Source organism: Micromonospora yangpuensis (assembly GCF_900091615.1).
Classification (GTDB): domain Bacteria; phylum Actinomycetota; class Actinomycetes; order Mycobacteriales; family Micromonosporaceae; genus Micromonospora; species Micromonospora yangpuensis.
The window spans coordinates 3,641,770-3,656,966 of record NZ_FMIA01000002.1; the positions used below are offsets into that span (position 1 = coordinate 3,641,770).

Here is a 15,197-nt window from a genome sequence, read left to right on the forward strand (position 1 = left end):
CGGACTACGCTGGACCGGTGGACACCGCCCCACCCGACGACACCCGCAGCCGGATCCTGCGGGCCGCGTTGGAGCGCTTCGCCGAACAGGGCTACCAACGCACCTCGCTGCGCGAGATCGCCGACCGGCTCCGGCTGACCAAGGCCGCCATCCTCTACCACTTCCCCACCAAGGAACACCTGGTGCTCGACCTGGTCGAGCCGATGCTCACCGATCTGGAGGGGCTGCTGGTCGAGGCCGGGAGGCACGCGCCGGAGCGGGCCCGGTGGGTGCTCGTCGAGGGCTGGATCGACACCATGCTGCGGCACCGCCGGTCGCTGGGCATGCTCTTCCACGACATCAACATGCTCAGTCACGGCCCCACCTTCCAGCGGCTGATGCGCATCGCGATGCGCGCCAACGAGTTGGTCGCGGGCCCGAACGCCAGCCGTCGGGACCAGGTCCGGGCGGTGCAGGCGATCGCCATGTGCAGCGACCCGGTGGTCTTCTTCGACGACGTACCGGACGAGGTGTTGCGGGCCGACATGCTGGACGGCCCCCGCCGGCTCTTCGCCGACGACCCGCCGGCGAGGACCGGCGGTGCGCCGGCGGCAACCGACGGCCCGCCGGCCCCGGCCGACGGTGCGCCCAGGTCACGGGCGGGGGCCGCGGTCGAGGTCAGGGTCGAGGCGACCGGGGCGGGCGACGGGGGCCGGAGCGCGACGCGCCCCGGCCCGGGGCCGGGCGGCGGCCGGCGGCGGTCCGGACGCCCCCCGGCGATGAGCCCCGCCCAGGTCGCCACGGCCCGCCGGATGTACGCCGACGGCGCGCACTCGGCCGACGAGATCGCGGCCCACCTGGGGGTCTCCCGGGCCACCGTCTACCGCCACCTCGCCGCCGGGTGAGACAGATTATGCGACGGTTGTGAGACTATTCTGCGACAGCGGGTGGCGTCCCGGGCTGGCCGCCGGCCTGCAGCCGGGGGTCCGGCTCGCCGCCGGCCATCGCCAGCATCCCACGAACGACCTTGAGCAGGGTGAGCAGGTCACGGGGCCGACGCCGGTCCAGGCCGGCGACAACCTGCTTGAGGATGCTCAGCTGGTCGAAGTAGACCCGCTCGGTGACCAGGTTCTCGTCGGCGTCGAAGATGAAGTAGGCGGTCATCCGGGTCCGGTGCCGGCCTCCGGTGGCCGGGATCTTGCCCAGTGGGCCGAGATGGGTGCCGGTCAGCCAGAACTCGACGATCACCGCGTCGTGGCTGTGCCGGATCGCGATGATCTCGTGATCCTGGTCGGGAAAGGCGACCCTGGTCTCGTGGTAGTAGTCCCGCACCGCCCGGTCGCCGTCGTGCACCCGCATCGAGGCGATCAACTCGTAGTGCGGGTGCGGGAACGTCGACAGCACCTGGTCCCAGTCCTGGCGGACCTCGTCGTGGAAGTGGTCGAGGACCAGCTTCTCCCGGGCCAGCAGTACGTGCTCGGGGGGAAGGGGTGGAACGGCCACGGAACTCCTCAGTGGATCAAGAGACGACGGTGGCCCTCATTCATACCCCATCCGACCGGTCGGGCGGGCTCCACGGTGTAGTGGATCGTCTGGGCCACGATCCACCCGTCCTCGATGACGAACGAGTCCGCGCCGTCGCGCACCCGGGCCCCGTCGGCCTGCGCCGTCCACTCCAGGAACGCGAACCGCCCGTCGACCAGCACATTCTGGTACGTGTACCGGCCGCCCGGCAGCTCCTCGGCGAGCCACCGGGCCAGTTGCCGCGCCCCGCCGGGCCCCCGGAACACCCCCCGACGTTCCAGGATCACGCAGTCCGGGGCGAGGTTACGCTCTATATCCTCGACGAACCGGTGCTCCGCGGCCAACCGCAGATGCTCCCGGAACACCTCCTCCGCCGAGCGTCGCCGCAGCTCGTCGCCCATCCCGCACCTCCTCGACCCGGCCCGCACCCCGAGGGCCATCATGACGCCGCGGGGTGCGCCGCCGTCCTCGGTTCACGCCGATGACCGGCCCCACCCCGAGCTTCTGCCGCTGGGCCCGCCGCGATCAGGAGTGCCAGGACGACGCCAGGCCCGCGCCCACCCGGTGTTCGTGGCGGGCCGCCAGCCAGTCGGACTGCGCCACCGAACCACCCGGGACACCCAGGCCGGTCCGGGCAGCCTGGTAGAAGGCGTCCCTGGCCCGATCGGCCCGGCCCTTCAGGTCGACGAGCCTCGTCCCGTGATCGTCCTGCCCGTTCGGGTCATGGGCCATCCGCTCGATCCGCCAGACCGCCTCCCGCCAGCCCCGGCCGGCCTCGACAGTGGCGGCGTCCCCGAGCAGCAGCACGTTCTCCCAGGCCAGGGTGTTCCGCACGTCCGCCTCGGCGAGCCGCGCCAACCCTTCCTCGCGTTCGATGGCGTGGCCCGACCGGTCCGGTCGCGCCGCGACGAGCATCCGCATCGACACGGCGTGGATCTCCTTGACGGCCCGGGACAACTCGACGTACGCCTCCAGCCGGCGCTCGTCCCAGCGGACCCGCTGGCCACGCCGCCACCGGCCGCGGTCGGCCAGCGAGGTGGCGAGGATGGTCCCCAGCGTGCCGACCAGCACACCGAGTAGCGCGGGAAGCTGGGCAAGAAAAGCATTCACGACGACGAGCCTGCCACCACCGGGCAACCGCCGGTGAAGCCGCTTTCGCCGTTCGTCGACCAACCACCCGACGCACTCGACACGCGGCTCGTACCCGCTCGGTTCGCCGGTGGGGTCAGCGGCGGGTGTCCGATGGGACGTCAGAGGTCCGGCGGGCGACGAGGGCGGCTGCGGCGTCGAGGCAGTCCCGTTCCACTCCGGTCAGTGCCGGATCGTGACGGCGCACCGCCACGGCCGGGGTGCAAGACCCGGCAACCGATGCTCCCAGTTTCCGAACCACCCTCCCCCGTCCCCCGTAGAGCGGGCAGAAGACCGTCCTGCACCTGGGAGAGCAGATGTCACCGAGTGCCGCCGAACAACCGGACCCACCGTCGCTTGTCGACCGGACCCGCAGGTTCCTCGACGAGGCGGTGCGGCAGGACCTCGATCGGCTTCCCTCCTGGGTGCAGCGGGAGGTGGCCCGCGACTCGGACGTACGTGCCAGGGTCAAGCAGCTCGAGCAGGACTGGGCGAGCCGGGAGTTGTGGACGACCGGGATCGTCCAGGACCTGGTCGACCTGCGGCGGGCGCAGCTCAACCGGGCCACGCTGGACAGCGCGATCCAGGAGTCCATCAGCACACTCAACGATCAGGTGGCAGAGCTGATCGTCATCAAAAAGCTCACGTACGGGCCTCCCGTGCCGACGCCCGCTCAGCAGTCAGCCACCGCAGCAGCAGCTGCCGCCGCCATGGACTGGTTCGCGCGGAGACACCCTGACACATCGCCGCCGGCCGCCGGGAACTCCTCCGCACCGGCGACGCCCCCGCCCCTCCCACCCGATCGCTCCGGTCGCCGCTGCGCCGACGGAAACGGCCCACGACGCTGACCAGCGGCCCGCCCCCAAGCCCGTACCAGTGCGCCCTCTCAACCAGCGACGAGAAGCCCCGTTGGGGGGACCCGCGTCCACGCCCACGCCTCCAACGCCCGCCGATCGATCAGCAGGATGTCGAGCTGCTGGGCGAGTCGCACCCCGTCGCCAGCGGTGAAGAACCCATTCGTCACGATCATGCACAACTGGCCGCCGTGGATGTCCCGACACGTTCCGGCGAAACGCTGGATCGCCGCGCTGCCCACCCGGTTGTGCAGGCTCTGTCGCTTGCACTGGACCACCACCCGACGCCCGTCGGGCGTCTTCGCCACGACGTCGGCACCCCGGTCCCCCGCGCCCCCGCGGACCTGGACGTCGCGGAACCCGGACGCCTCCATCAACCGGGCGAACCAGTGCTCGAACTCGGACCCGGTCATCCCGTCGGTGACGCCGATAGCCCGGTCCCGCTCAAGCTGCTCGGCCCGACGCTGCGCCCGCCGCCCCGCGCGAGCCCGCAGAACCGCGACAGCACCAGCGACGATCAGCAACAGCAGGAAGATCGACCAGTACGGGTGCCGCTGCACGAAGTTCAGCACCGCGAGCAGGAGCAGCACGACCAGCCCGGCCGCGCCCAGCCAGGGCACCATGCTGCCGGTGGTGGCCGCACCGGCCCGGCCACGACGCCGGGTCGCCCCCGTGGCACGCCGCCGCTTGCGGTGGTGGGCACGGACCCGGGCACCATCTCGACGGGTATGTGCTCTGACGTACGGCACGAGGCACCTCCAAGGGGAAACCTCATCCTGCCGTCCCCATCGGACAGAACGACCCCACTCGCACCGCCGCTGTCAGCTATCCGTCACCCGTCGGGGCCCTTGAGGACAGGGCCGCCCGCACTACGCGAGCGCAGTACGGAACAGACGCCGGATCTCGGCGAAACGGAACCGCACTTTGGCTGGGTCACCCGTGCCCTGGGAGCGCGAGGTCCAGGCAGTTCATCGAACCCCCAGCGGTACGTTACAGTCACTCGTTGTCACGAGTGTCCACAGAGGGGGCCCGCGTGCGGGAGCGGACGATTCTGCCCGATGTGGTCCGGCAGCGGCGGTGACCAACCCGCTGGTCGCCGCGGCGGCAGAGACCGGACCCACCCCCTGGGCCGGCGTCTGGATCCTGGAGGACATCGAGCTCATCCACACCGGCATCCGCGACGGCAACTGGATCGACGGCACCCTCGGCGTCATCAGCGCCAGCCTCGACAGCCTCGCCCTGGTCTCCGACCCCGCCGGCGCCCTCCTGCAGTACGGCATCGCCTGGCTCATCGAACACGTCAAACCCCTCACCGAAGCCCTCGACTGGCTCGCCGGCGACCCCGCCCAGATCACCGCCCACGCCCACACCTGGCGCAACACCGCCGCCAGCCTCCACGACGACGCCGCCGACCTCACCCGCGACACCCGCACCGACCTCACCGACTGGCACGGCCCCGCCGCCACCGCCTACCGCACCTGGGCCCACCAACAACACCAGGCCATCACCGGCCTCGCCCACGCCGCCGACACCCTCGCCACCATCACCGAAACCAGCGCTGGCCTCGTCGCCGCCGTCCGACTCCTCGTCCGCGACGCCATCGCCACCTGCGTCTCCCGCCTCACCGTGTACGCCATCGAACTCGTCGCCACCGCCGGCCTCGCCACCCCCCTCGTCATCGAACAGGTCACCACCCTCGTCGCCGCCTGGGCCGCCCGCATCACCAAACTCCTCCGCGCCCTCATCACCAGCCTCCGCCACCTCATCCCCACCACCCGCCGCCTCGCCGACCTCATCAACAACCTCAAACAAGCACTCCAACGGCTGGGGTCAGCGCCAGCCGACGTCGACACTCTGAGCAGGGTACGTAGAAGAGGCGCCGGGCCACGAATGCCGATGAACCTTCAGTCGGTGCAGACGATCGCAAGCAAGTACCACATCGATATCTCGGACATCCAGGTCAGTATCAACAACAGAATGTCGGGCGTATGCGGGGTAACCAAACCGGACCAATCCGTCACGCTTTGCCGCGATGCTTTCCGCAGCGAAGAGGACTTGGCCCGTACCCTTGAACACGAACGCTTCCACGTCTCGGAGCTTCGGAGCGGCCTCCCCTACCCGACAGCCAAGCAGGCCGAGGCCTTCGAGGACCGTGCCTACATCCATGAGCAACAGTGGTGGGAGAATCAGCCCCAGCGACCTGACGGGAGCCGTTGATGGCGAGTTTCGACGACTGGCTTGAAGCCTACGATCACGTCTACCGTACTTCGCCAGGTTCATCCGATCTGCCCTGCCCGAACTGCGGCCGCTCCACGCTACGGCTCGTTTTCACGGGACCGCCCGACATGGACGTCGGATACGCCTCTTTCTGGTGTGACACCTGTCTGGAGGGCATCCACATCTCACGGGCCGTCATACCTGCCGGTGCCATCGTCCGCTCCCTGGCTACCGCAGCTGCCGAACGCGTACCTGCGGTTCCGGACTATCACCTCGCGGTTTGATCACCGCGCCAGGTTGTCGTCAGCGCTGAGGCGCTTTCGGGGAGCAGTGCGAGCACGTTCCCATTGCCGGGAAGAGGCCGATCGGTCACAGCCCCGCGACCAGCAGTCGCATCGACCGGATGGCCGACCGTACCTCCTGGAGGTAGTGGGCGGCGGTGAGGGCCGGACCGGGTCGGCCGTTCATCATGCCCGCCGGGTCGACACCGATCGTCTCCACCGCACAGCCGTACGGGATGCCGAGCACCCGGATCGCGTCGGCATGCTGGAACGGCACGAAATGCTCCGTGGTGACCAGCAGGACCCGCTGTCCCGGTCCCAGCCGCCCCACCGACTCCGCCCAGAAGGTGCAGGTGTCGGCGGTGTTGGCCCGACGCCCCGGGTCGGAGGAGGGCGCGGCGAGGACCCGGATCCGCGTACCCCCCGGCGTCCGGTACTCCCGGGTCCGGCAGGAGTCCTGCGGCCGGTCGGCCACCATCGCCCCGGAGTCGCCACCGCGCACCGCGTCGGGAAAGCTCGCGCGCACGGCGATGTCCATGGCGTCGAACTCGTCGCCGCACTCCCCCAGCGCCCACTCCACCGCCATCGCCCGCTCCGGCGCGGTCAGCGGCCGGAAGCTGCCCAGCCCGCAGACCTCCGGACTGTCGATACTCCCGTCCAGCAGCCCGGCCGCGTGACCGGCCCGCGCCAGGCAACCCCGCAGCAGCCCGCCGTGGATCAGCACGTGATCGTAGGCCCGCCCGTCGGGCAGGTCACGGTGGCGCAACCCGAGCGCGGCAGCCGCCGCCACCACCCGCGCGGTCACCTCCACCGAAAATTCCGTGGGTACGGCCGCAGCCCGCTCCCGGCCACGCCGGAAGTCCCAGTGCCGGGCCGAGATCTCCTCCAGCCCGGTCAACACCGCGCCGATGTCACCGGTGGGCCACCGCTGCCCGAAGCACTCCACCAGATCCCGCAGCGCGGTGGAGGTCACCCAGTCGGTGATCTCCGCACGCAGGGTGTCGACGTCCGACTCGGCCCGTCCCCGCCACTGCGGCAGCCCCACCCGCACCCCGTTGACCATCAGCGCTACCTCTCGGATCGTCCCGTCCTCGGACACGAAGATCCAAAATACCCAAGCAGCTCACTCAGACCGACCTACCACGTCGCGCCCCGCTGGACCACCCGAAGCACTCGCCGGTCCACCCTCCCCACGCCCCCGCGAGGTGCCCGCCACCGGCTGACGGCCCCGACCCCGGCCCGATCGCCGCCCGTTGTGACACTCACCGAGCGCCGTGGGGCACCACCGTCACAGATGTCCCACAACAACCAGGATGTTGTCCCCACCTGTCCGCCCGAGACCACTACAACCAGGAAGCTGTCGCCTGCCGGCGCTGCCGGAGCGTCAGGGCTCGCGCGTCCACAGTCGAGGGTCGTTCACGAAGACGCCCTTGCCCTGGTGCCGCCGAATCACCCGCAACGCCTCCAGCCGGACGTAGACCATCTGGATCGTGGTGGTCCCGACGGCGTTGTCCGCCGCCAGTTGGGCGATCGAGGGCAGCTTCTCCCCGGGATTGAGCCGTTTGCTCTTGACGGCGGCGACGATGTCCTCGGCGATACGTATGTAGTCAGGGGTCGAAGGCATGGCGCTCCTCGGGAGTCGGCGCAGGCTGTCGTCCGCCCAGCCGAGGTATGCAGGTTTGGCCGAGCGAGGTTCAAGGTTCGCGCATCCACAGCCGGGGATCGTTCACGAACACGCCCTTGCCCTGGTGCCGCCGAATCACCCGTAGACCTTCCAGGCGGACGTAGGCCATCTTGATCGTGGATGGGCTGACCTCGTGAATCTCCTCCAACTCGGCGATCGAGGGCAGCTTGTCGCCCGACTTCAAGCGGCCGGTGTGCACTGCGGCGACGATGTCATCGGCGATGCGGACGTAGTCGGCGGTAGTCGGCATAGCCCTTCCCTGTTGGGCACGAAGATCCGATCAGGCAAGGTGCACTCTCAAGAGTTGCGGCCCCATCGATACGGCGTCAGGGCTCGCGCATCCACAGCCGAGGGTCGTTCACGAAGACGCCCTTGCCCTGGTGCCGCCGAATCACCCGCAACGCCTCCAGCCGCACGTAGGCCAACTGGACGGTCCCGTAGCTGACCCCGTAGCGCTTGCGGGTCTCGTCGACCGAGGGCAGGCGGTCACCTGGCTTGAGCCTGCCGGCCTGCACGTCGGTGATGACGTCGTCGGCGATGCGTAGATATCCGGCTGACTCGGGCATGTCACTCCTCGCGTGGCAACCCGATTCGACCACAACCAAAACATCTCCACAAAGTTCTTTGACTTCACCATGTTCCCTAGTTATGTTTACCGAGAGTCGTCCTCGCGTGGCAACGGGTACGGCTCACCCCCTCCGTCGGGGCGGGTGCGTGCGTCGTGCCCGTACCTGTTCCGGCCGTTCAGGGCTGGCCGTGTGGTCGTACCGCCGATTGGGGCTGCGACGGCGTGGCCGGCGGGGCCGTCCGCAGCCGGCGGTGGACGGCCCCGCCTCCACCCCACCGCGGCACGTCCCGCGCTCCCCCATGCTCCGGAAAGGATCGTCGTGGCTCAGGTGTACCGCTCCGGCCAGCCCCTCGGGACCGGCCGGCCGGCCCGGCTGACGCCCCGCGAGGTGCGCTACCGGCGGTTCGAGCCGCGGTGGCGCGGCCTCGACCCCGCCGAGGTACGCGACTTCCAGGCCAGGCTGGCCGACGAGCTGGCCACCCTGCACGAGGAGGTACGGCTGCTCGGTCAGGAGAACGACCGGCTCAAGCGGGCGCTGCGGGACTGGCAGACCATGCACGCCCGGGAGTGTCGCCCGCCGGAGGAGTTCACCCCGCCCCACCAGGGCCGCTGGTGAGCGGTGCGCCGACCCTGGGCCGCCCGCGCCCCGGTGACCTGCTGATCGTGGACCGCCGGGCCTCGGTGCAGTTCGCCGGGGCCCGCGCCCTCATCTTCCGCGTGGTCTCCGTCAGCGACCAGCCGACGTACCACGGCTGGGTCTGGCTGACCGGCTACGTCGTCGACCAGGCGGGCCTGGCCACCGCCAAACGCGAGATCTACGTCCAGTTCGCCGGCCTCCGCCCCGCCGCACCGCCACCCCTACCGACGCAGAGCAGGCGACGAGCCACCGACACGCTCGGCCCAACGCCCCACAAGACCCGTGCCGTCGATTAGCATCAATCGATAAAGCAGGGCACCCCCGTCTACCTAACGGACGGAAGATGCGACTACTGCGGGCCGACGGCGACACCGAGATCGAACGCACACTGGCACCGGCCGTCCTGGCCAGAGATGGCCTGGTGTTGGTCAAACAGTGCGCCGTGGCGGAGTTGACCGAGTTTCTCCAATCCTGGACTCGCCCCTTCAAGCATCCACACGAAACCAGAGCGGGGCTGACCGTCATCAGGGCCAGCCGTGGGGCCAGCGGATCGGCCAATCTGGCCGCGTTCTCCTGCGCCGCGCTGCGTCCACACACCGATCGCAGCCTTCATCCACGACCACCGGCAATCGTGGCCAGCGTGATGGTGCAACCCGCCTCGGTGGGCGGCCACGCCCTACTGGTAGACGGGGCGACTCTCTCTGCGTCTCTTGTGGACCGTTGTGGTTCTGCAACCGTCGCACGGTTGCGTCTGACGGATGCCAACGGCAGAGTCGGCCCGGTGATTGCGACGCTCGACTCCGACGGGCTCGCCCAGTTTCGGTACCGTGACGATGAGATCGCCCGTCCGGACGGGCCGACCGACGCGGTGATGGCGCTACGGCAGCTCATCGCGCAGACCACGCGGCAGCTGACACTGCAGGTGGGCGAGGGCTACATTCTGCACAACCACCGGATCCTGCACGGTCGCACCGCCTTCACCGGTAGCCGCCAACTCATCCGGTTGCTCGGCACTGTCGACGACGATCACCCACACGCGTGGTTGAACCAAGGATTCCCGAGTGCGTACGCCTAGACCTCGGCAGTCTTCGCGCCGCCAGCCTGAGCACGTTGCCCTCACCACCGCCCTGGCCGGCGTGCCCGCCCCGGCGGACCGAGACTTTCCCCTGGCGATTCGGGCGGCCATCGAGCCCTTTCCGGACCCGGAGGCCGGCCTGCAGCGCATCGTCGACGACACCTCCGTCCGCCGACGGCTGCGCTTCGCCGCTCTGTACGCGCTCCTGCTCCGCCTTCGACGGGAGGAACGGGCCGGCGAGTACGCAAGCACGGTCCGCCGGTACGAGGACGAATTCGCCGACGAGCCGTACTTCCACACCTTCCGGGCCATCGTGGCTCGGACGCGCGGCGATCTCGCGTCCCTGCGCAGCGCGGTCGAATACTCCCGACAGGCGGTCGCCGCGATGCCGAAGGTGGCAGCGGTCGTGCACCAGCTCGCAGCCTTCTGGGTCGAGTATCTGGAGCGCCTGGAGAGTCCCGACGGCGGCGTCCGGGACCTTGACGAGGTGGAACGTAACGTCGACCGTGCGATCACCCTGTCCCAAGGCCGAGTAGCACACTACTTCGAGACGAAAGGCCGGGTGCTGGCGTTGCGTGGTGAGTTCGAGGCCGCGCGCTCGGCGGTCTCCCAGGCGATCGAGCTGGAGCCGCGCTCCTCCCGCGACCATCTACGCCGGATAACTCAGTACCAAACCACCCGGGTACGCATCGATCTTCTCGAGGAACGGGCCCGCTGGGCGCAGGCGCACTCCCGGTTCCGCACCGAACTCACCGAGTTCAAGGTGCAGCAGTTGCAGCTTCTCGGTCTGCTGGCCGCAGTCGTGGCCTTTCTCGCCACCGCCAGCAACCTGGCCGGGCAGGTGCGAGGCGTGGACGGCATCCGTCTGCTCCTCGTGGCGTCCGGTGCGATCGGCATCGTGTTCGGTACCTTTTCTCTGGTCAACAACAGCAGAGTCGGCCGGGTGGCCACTGCTGTCCTGTTCAGTTGTGGGCTGATCGGGATGGGTGTTTTCCTGCCGGTGACCTGGATGTCGTGAGAGACGGACCAGTGATGAGAGTGCGGGACTCGATCACCACCCCTGGTGGCACACGCCCGAACGAGGATCGGGTCGGTTACCGAGGCACCCTGGCCTGGGTGACCGACGGAGCCACCGATCTTTACCACGACGCCGTCCTGCCCGCCGAGAGCGACGTCCAATGGCTCGTCGACACCGTCGACGAGCTACTTGCCCAGGCAGGAGCCGGCCACTACCGGGGTCCGGCGGCAGCATTACTGAGCACGATCGCCGACGAGGTGGCCCGGCGACAGATCACGCTCGGCTTTCCCGACGAACGCGTGCCACCTGCCTGTTCCATCGTCCTCTGCGTCGACCAGGGCACGCATTACAACATCGGTCGCATCGGCGACGCCACCGCTGTCGTCACCGGTGCGGAATCCGCCGTACTCGCCACGGGGTACTTCGACCGGCGGGAGGCCACGGCCGTCGCCGCCGGTGGCGTGGACCGGGCGGAGGTGACCCGCGCCATGCACCAGCGGCGACTGCACACCATGGCTGCCGGGGACGTCGAATCTGTCTTCTCCGGGCATCCCCGCCGGGCCCTGCGCCCGTACAGCGTCGTCGGTCGGTGGGGCGTGGACACCGCCATCCTGCTCTGCACCGACGGATTCGCGCGGCTTGTCACCGACTACCACATCTGTGCCGACTGGCCGAAGGTTGTCGAGGTGAGCCTCCGGCAGGGCCTGGCATACCTGGAAAAACTCATCCGGGACGCCGAGGCCGCCCCCGGTGGCAGGGCTGGTCGGTTCAAACGCGCCGACGATGTCGCCGCCGTGTTGCTCCGACACGGCTGAATCTGGAAGGAATCCGATGACCGAACGTCCGCCATATCTGGTGCAGCGCGGCCCCGGGTACGTCGAGTACCAGCTTCCGATCTCGGTGAAGCTGGTCGTGGACCACCACGGTCGGGTGCCGCTGCTCCGCAACGAACGCGACGAGTGGGAGCTGCCCGGCGGCAAGCTGGAGGTCGGCGAGACGCCCGAGGACGGGGTCTGCCGGGAGGTCGCGGAAGAGCTCGGGCTGACCGTCACCACCGTCGACATCGTCGACACCTGGGTCTACGAGATCACGCCGACCCGACACGTCTTCATCGTCAGTTACGGGACCCGGTACCTCGGCGAGGAACCGCTCGTCTACTCCGCCGAGCACAAGGAGTTGGGCGTCTTCTCCTACGACGAGGTGCCGGCCCTGCGCATGCCCGAGCCGTACAAGCGGACCATCGCCCGCTGGCGGGACCGCCTCCAGGTGGGTTGACCGGTTGCCTCAGCCGGCGGTAGCGGGCGAGTGGGGCGGTGACGGCACGGTGTGATCGTCATCCACCGGCCCTCTCGCATTCCGCCGATCCTGGCCGCCGCCCGCCCGGCGACGTCGTGGCGACGCCAGGCAGGCGGCCCCGAGCTACACCCGGCCCGGCCCGCTCCGACCACCCTGGCCGGAGGCCGGCCCGCCGAACTGACCACCCGCCGGGCGGTACGGCACGTGCCCGCCGGGCTGCCGTCGGGTCGACGCCCTGCTGAGCAGTTTTTCCGCCGTGGCGTGCCTGGGTAGGCTTCGGTCGCCGCGGGGACGGTTGAAGGTGTCGATCGCGGCCTGGACCGTCTGACCGAGCGTCGTCTGCGCGCTACCGGCCTTCTCCAGGTGCTTCCGCATCTCCTGGAGGTAGTAGACGTTCCGGCGGTCCCGCTCCCTGGGCTCCAGCGGCAGGTCCCCCGTGACCGCCTCGTCTTCGGCCTCGTAGCCCTCCGTCGGTTTGTCACCGAGGTTGAGCTGGCCGACCAGCTCGTCGACCTTCGCCCGCGTCTCGGGATCCAGCGGGTTCAGTCCCCGCCGGAAGCCGATGACGACCTCCTTGACCCCCTCGTGGAAGCTGCGGCCCGACGGTTGGGGCTGCGGCTGCGGTGACTGCATGGTGGCGGCCTGGCTGACCTGTGGGGCGTCCCAGTCGGTGACGTCGAACGTGGGCAGGTCAGGTGGGGTGGGCGGCATCTCGGGACTCCCTCGTGACGGATGCTGGCGCCGTCACTACGCGCGCCCACCGGTGACGGTTCAGTCACCGGTGGGCGCGGTAGCTCACACCCCGACGGCCGCCAGGATCGCATCCCGGGAGGCGGTGACCTCGGCGCGCAACTGGGCAAGGTCCACCCCCACCAGCTCACCCGCGGCCTTGCGGACCCGGCCCGCCACCAGCACCGTCTCGATGTTGCGGGCGTCCGCGCCGAGGACCAGGGTGCCGACGGCGTCGTTGAGCGGCATGGTGTTGACGGCCGCGGCGTCGACCACGATCAGGTCCGCCTGCCGGCCCGGGGTGAGCGAGCCGGTCACCTCGCCCAGACCGTTGGTACGGGCACCCTGCCGGGTGGCGAAGTCCAGCACGTCCCGAGTGGTGATCCGCTCCGGCACCGCGTCGGTGCCGTAGGCGGCGTTGACGGCGCGCATCCGCTGGATCGTGTGCAGGGTCCGCATCTGGGTGAACATGTCGCTGGCCAGGGCCACCTCGACGTCGATGCTGAGGCCGGGGCGGACGCCGACGGCGAGCGCCTCGTCGACCGCCGGCACCGCGGTCTCCAGGCCGATCTGGGCGTCCGAGGTCGGTGCCAGCGAGACGGTCGTACCGGTGTCGGCGATCGCCCGCCACGCGTCGGCGCTGAGCCCGGTGGCGTGGATCAGCGTCACCTGCGGGCCGAGCAGGCCGTCGTCGGCCCAGCGCAGGATCGCCGCCGACGAGGCCGCGCCGAAGACCGCGTCGATGCTGACACCGATATCCAGGTCACGGGCGACGGCGGCCAGTTCCCGACCGTACGCCGGTCGGGGTCCGGCGATCTCGTCGGTCGCCAGGGCCGCCAGCCGCAGGGTGACCAGCCCACCACCACCACCGTGGTACGCGGTGTGCAGCCGACCCAGGTCGGCGGGCCACTGCCGGTCCCAGTCGCCGAAGTGCGGGCCCATCGAGGCGTGCACGCCCCGGATACCGGTGTCCAACAGGGCCTGGACGGCGGCGTCGGAGTGGGCGGCGGTGCGCGAGTTGTGCGAGAAGTCGAGCATCGTGGTGATGCCGGCGTCGAGCGCGGTCAACGCGGCCAGCCGGGTGCCGACGTACATGTCGTGCGGGGAGTACGCCGGGGCGATCCGGCCGAGGGTCGACGTCACGTACGCGCCCAGGTCCCCCACGTCGGGGATGCTGCGGCGCAACTGGGCCTGCCAGGCATGCCGGTGGGTGTCGACGAGACCGGGGGCGACGATCCGGTCGGTGGTGTCGACGATCTCGGCGGTGGCGGCACCCGGATGGGAGGTGAGGTCGGTTCCGACGGCGACGATCCGGTCGCCGTCGACCAGCACGTCGCCACGGGCCAGGTCACCGACGGTGGGGTCCATGGTGACGACGGCGCCACCGGTGAAGAGCATCATGGTCGGTCTCCTATGGTCGTCACTTGCGGTGCAGGACGTAGCCGGCGTGGTGCAGCACCCCGTCGACGAACTCGCCGTACGCCCAGAAGCCCAGGTCGTCGAGGTAGACGATCCGGTCACCGGTGATCCAGAACGAACCCTGGTACGCGTGCGGCCGGCCGCCGCGGGTCTCGTCGTACCGGCCGTCGGCGGTCAACTCCTGGTGCAGGAAGCCGCTCTCGTCGATCCACATCCCGAGGTGGGGGCTCGTCACCTGGCGGGGCTGCCCCGACTCGCGGGCCACCGGGGGTTCGGTGACCAGGCGGCGGCCGTTGAGCGCGTGGAACCGGCCGTCGACGACGACGGCGGCGGCCTGCTCGTACCGCCAGACGAGCCGGTGCAGCGCGGAGGTCCCGGCGGGGGCGGCGGTGAGCACCGCGAAGGTGGCCGGGTTGCCGGGGGTCAGGGTGCCGACCCGGTCGGCGGCCCGGCTGCGCAGGCCGGCGAGGGCGACGCCGTCGGTGACGCCGGGCACGATGGTCAGGCCGGTGCAGTCCACGACGATGGCGTTGTCGTCGCCGGCGGCGGTGTGCAGGCCGGGGCCGACCCCGACCACGACGGCACCGCCGAGCAGCAGGTCCGCGCCGGTGAGGTCACCGATGAGCGGGTCGAGGGTGTGGATGGTCGCGTTGACGAAGAGCAGCGGCCGATGGTCGGCGGCGGCGATCTCGGTCAGGACGTTCTCGTCGAGCTGGGTCATGCCTCCACCCTCGGTGGGGGCGGCCGGGACCGACCAGGGCGGACTGTTCCGGGGTGTGACGCACCCT

Annotated in this window: 21 protein-coding genes; 10 read left to right on the forward strand and 11 right to left on the reverse strand. The window is 70.1% G+C overall.

What is annotated here, in order from left to right; all coding sequences use genetic code 11:
• The first annotated feature begins 17 nt into the window (after positions 1 to 17).
• Entirely contained in the window at positions 18 to 884 is an 867-nt protein-coding gene (locus GA0070617_RS31080) for a TetR family transcriptional regulator (RefSeq protein ID WP_189021539.1), read from the forward strand.
• Between the two features lie 25 nt (positions 885 to 909).
• Here the strand turns inward: GA0070617_RS31080 and GA0070617_RS16450 are convergent, their stop codons facing one another.
• The 3 genes from GA0070617_RS16450 to GA0070617_RS16460 all read right to left on the reverse strand — a co-directional run bounded on the left by GA0070617_RS16450 (position 910) and on the right by GA0070617_RS16460 (position 2,613).
• Entirely contained in the window at positions 910 to 1,482 is a 573-nt protein-coding gene (locus GA0070617_RS16450) for an ester cyclase (protein WP_091438827.1), read from the reverse strand.
• Positions 1,483 to 1,490: 8 nt separating this feature from the next.
• Positions 1,491 to 1,904 carry a nuclear transport factor 2 family protein gene (locus tag GA0070617_RS16455; RefSeq protein WP_091446529.1) on the reverse strand — a complete coding sequence of 138 codons (414 nt, stop codon included), beginning with the start codon at positions 1,902 to 1,904 and terminating at the stop codon, positions 1,491 to 1,493.
• A 124-nt stretch (positions 1,905 to 2,028) separates the two neighbouring features.
• Positions 2,029 to 2,613, reverse strand: coding sequence for a hypothetical protein (locus GA0070617_RS16460; RefSeq protein ID WP_091438831.1), 585 nt, complete (start codon positions 2,611 to 2,613; stop codon positions 2,029 to 2,031).
• Between the two features lie 335 nt (positions 2,614 to 2,948).
• On the opposite strand from GA0070617_RS16460, the gene GA0070617_RS16465 reads away from it, so the two are divergent.
• On the forward strand, positions 2,949 to 3,479 hold the full coding sequence (locus GA0070617_RS16465; protein WP_091438834.1) for a hypothetical protein: 531 nt from the start codon (positions 2,949 to 2,951) through the stop codon (positions 3,477 to 3,479).
• Between the two features lie 38 nt (positions 3,480 to 3,517).
• On the opposite strand, the gene GA0070617_RS16470 is transcribed toward GA0070617_RS16465, so the two are convergent.
• Entirely contained in the window at positions 3,518 to 4,108 is a 591-nt protein-coding gene (locus GA0070617_RS16470; protein WP_091438836.1) for a restriction endonuclease, read from the reverse strand.
• Between the two features lie 454 nt (positions 4,109 to 4,562).
• On the opposite strand from GA0070617_RS16470, the gene GA0070617_RS16475 reads away from it, so the two are divergent.
• Both GA0070617_RS16475 and GA0070617_RS16480 read left to right on the forward strand, forming a co-directional pair.
• The gene (locus GA0070617_RS16475; protein WP_229688342.1) at positions 4,563 to 5,702 is read left to right on the forward strand and encodes a WXG100 family type VII secretion target; all 1,140 of its coding nucleotides are present in this window, start codon (positions 4,563 to 4,565) and stop codon (positions 5,700 to 5,702) included.
• Positions 5,702 to 5,986: a hypothetical protein gene (locus GA0070617_RS16480; protein WP_091438838.1), complete on the forward strand. Its 285-nt coding sequence runs from the start codon at positions 5,702 to 5,704 to the stop codon at positions 5,984 to 5,986. Before GA0070617_RS16475 ends, GA0070617_RS16480 begins: the two co-directional genes overlap by 1 nt.
• A gap of 85 nt (positions 5,987 to 6,071) precedes the next feature.
• Here GA0070617_RS16480 and GA0070617_RS16485 read toward each other — a convergent pair whose 3' ends face one another.
• The 4 genes from GA0070617_RS16485 to GA0070617_RS16500 form a co-directional block, all read right to left on the reverse strand.
• Positions 6,072 to 7,082 (reverse strand): hypothetical protein, encoded by a 1,011-nt coding sequence (locus tag GA0070617_RS16485; RefSeq protein ID WP_139135682.1) that lies wholly within the window; start codon positions 7,080 to 7,082, stop codon positions 6,072 to 6,074.
• Between the two features lie 285 nt (positions 7,083 to 7,367).
• A complete protein-coding gene (locus GA0070617_RS16490) occupies positions 7,368 to 7,607 on the reverse strand; it encodes a winged helix-turn-helix domain-containing protein (protein WP_091438843.1) in 240 nt (79 codons plus the stop codon).
• Between the two features lie 70 nt (positions 7,608 to 7,677).
• Positions 7,678 to 7,917 carry a winged helix-turn-helix domain-containing protein gene (locus GA0070617_RS16495; protein WP_091438846.1) on the reverse strand — a complete coding sequence of 80 codons (240 nt, stop codon included), beginning with the start codon at positions 7,915 to 7,917 and terminating at the stop codon, positions 7,678 to 7,680.
• A 76-nt stretch (positions 7,918 to 7,993) separates the two neighbouring features.
• Complete coding sequence (locus GA0070617_RS16500; protein ID WP_091438848.1) at positions 7,994 to 8,233, reverse strand: winged helix-turn-helix domain-containing protein; 240 nt, start codon at positions 8,231 to 8,233, stop codon at positions 7,994 to 7,996.
• A 321-nt stretch (positions 8,234 to 8,554) separates the two neighbouring features.
• Here GA0070617_RS16500 and GA0070617_RS31565 point away from each other — a divergent pair, with 321 nt between their 5' ends.
• The 6 genes from GA0070617_RS31565 to GA0070617_RS16530 all read left to right on the forward strand — a co-directional run bounded on the left by GA0070617_RS31565 (position 8,555) and on the right by GA0070617_RS16530 (position 12,240).
• Positions 8,555 to 8,851, forward strand: coding sequence for a DivIVA domain-containing protein (locus GA0070617_RS31565; RefSeq protein ID WP_229688341.1), 297 nt, complete (start codon positions 8,555 to 8,557; stop codon positions 8,849 to 8,851).
• On the forward strand, positions 8,848 to 9,168 hold the full coding sequence (locus GA0070617_RS16510) for a hypothetical protein (RefSeq protein WP_373868346.1): 321 nt from the start codon (positions 8,848 to 8,850) through the stop codon (positions 9,166 to 9,168). Before GA0070617_RS31565 ends, GA0070617_RS16510 begins: the two co-directional genes overlap by 4 nt.
• A 47-nt stretch (positions 9,169 to 9,215) precedes the next feature.
• On the forward strand, positions 9,216 to 9,947 hold the full coding sequence (locus tag GA0070617_RS16515) for a TauD/TfdA family dioxygenase (RefSeq protein WP_091438850.1): 732 nt from the start codon (positions 9,216 to 9,218) through the stop codon (positions 9,945 to 9,947).
• Positions 9,934 to 10,965 (forward strand): hypothetical protein, encoded by a 1,032-nt coding sequence (locus GA0070617_RS16520; protein WP_139135683.1) that lies wholly within the window; start codon positions 9,934 to 9,936, stop codon positions 10,963 to 10,965. The genes GA0070617_RS16515 and GA0070617_RS16520 overlap by 14 nt, the downstream gene beginning before the upstream one ends.
• Positions 10,966 to 11,063: 98 nt before the next feature.
• On the forward strand, positions 11,064 to 11,780 hold the full coding sequence (locus tag GA0070617_RS16525; protein WP_229688340.1) for a hypothetical protein: 717 nt from the start codon (positions 11,064 to 11,066) through the stop codon (positions 11,778 to 11,780).
• Between the two features lie 16 nt (positions 11,781 to 11,796).
• Positions 11,797 to 12,240: an NUDIX hydrolase gene (locus GA0070617_RS16530; RefSeq protein ID WP_091438856.1), complete on the forward strand. Its 444-nt coding sequence runs from the start codon at positions 11,797 to 11,799 to the stop codon at positions 12,238 to 12,240.
• 144 nt (positions 12,241 to 12,384) lie between these two features.
• Here the strand turns inward: GA0070617_RS16530 and GA0070617_RS16535 are convergent, their stop codons facing one another.
• The 3 genes from GA0070617_RS16535 to GA0070617_RS16545 form a co-directional block, all read right to left on the reverse strand.
• The gene (locus GA0070617_RS16535) at positions 12,385 to 12,972 is read right to left on the reverse strand and encodes a hypothetical protein (protein WP_091438858.1); all 588 of its coding nucleotides are present in this window, start codon (positions 12,970 to 12,972) and stop codon (positions 12,385 to 12,387) included.
• 84 nt (positions 12,973 to 13,056) lie between these two features.
• Entirely contained in the window at positions 13,057 to 14,391 is a 1,335-nt protein-coding gene (locus GA0070617_RS16540; RefSeq protein WP_091438860.1) for an amidohydrolase family protein, read from the reverse strand.
• 19 nt (positions 14,392 to 14,410) lie between these two features.
• Positions 14,411 to 15,130, reverse strand: coding sequence for an Atu4866 domain-containing protein (locus GA0070617_RS16545; protein ID WP_091438862.1), 720 nt, complete (start codon positions 15,128 to 15,130; stop codon positions 14,411 to 14,413).
• Positions 15,131 to 15,197: the final 67 nt, after the last annotated feature.

Bases quoted from the DNA above. Each gene is read 5' to 3' on its own strand.
- GA0070617_RS16455 (WP_091446529.1), bottom strand. From the start codon at position 1,904: ATGGGCGACGAGCTGCGGCGACGCTCGGCGGAGGAGGTGTTCCGGGAG.
- GA0070617_RS16465 (WP_091438834.1), top strand. From the start codon at position 2,949: ATGTCACCGAGTGCCGCCGAACAACCGGACCCACCGTCGCTTGTCGAC.
- GA0070617_RS16470 (WP_091438836.1), bottom strand. From the start codon at position 4,108: ATGGTGCCCTGGCTGGGCGCGGCCGGGCTGGTCGTGCTGCTCCTGCTC.
- GA0070617_RS16480 (WP_091438838.1), top strand. From the start codon at position 5,702: ATGGCGAGTTTCGACGACTGGCTTGAAGCCTACGATCACGTCTACCGT.
- GA0070617_RS16490 (WP_091438843.1), bottom strand. From the start codon at position 7,607: ATGCCTTCGACCCCTGACTACATACGTATCGCCGAGGACATCGTCGCC.
- GA0070617_RS16495 (WP_091438846.1), bottom strand. From the start codon at position 7,917: ATGCCGACTACCGCCGACTACGTCCGCATCGCCGATGACATCGTCGCC.
- GA0070617_RS16500 (WP_091438848.1), bottom strand. From the start codon at position 8,233: ATGCCCGAGTCAGCCGGATATCTACGCATCGCCGACGACGTCATCACC.
- GA0070617_RS16515 (WP_091438850.1), top strand. From the start codon at position 9,216: ATGCGACTACTGCGGGCCGACGGCGACACCGAGATCGAACGCACACTG.
- GA0070617_RS16530 (WP_091438856.1), top strand. From the start codon at position 11,797: ATGACCGAACGTCCGCCATATCTGGTGCAGCGCGGCCCCGGGTACGTC.
- GA0070617_RS16535 (WP_091438858.1), bottom strand. From the start codon at position 12,972: ATGCCGCCCACCCCACCTGACCTGCCCACGTTCGACGTCACCGACTGG.
- GA0070617_RS16540 (WP_091438860.1), bottom strand. From the start codon at position 14,391: ATGATGCTCTTCACCGGTGGCGCCGTCGTCACCATGGACCCCACCGTC.
- GA0070617_RS16545 (WP_091438862.1), bottom strand. From the start codon at position 15,130: ATGACCCAGCTCGACGAGAACGTCCTGACCGAGATCGCCGCCGCCGAC.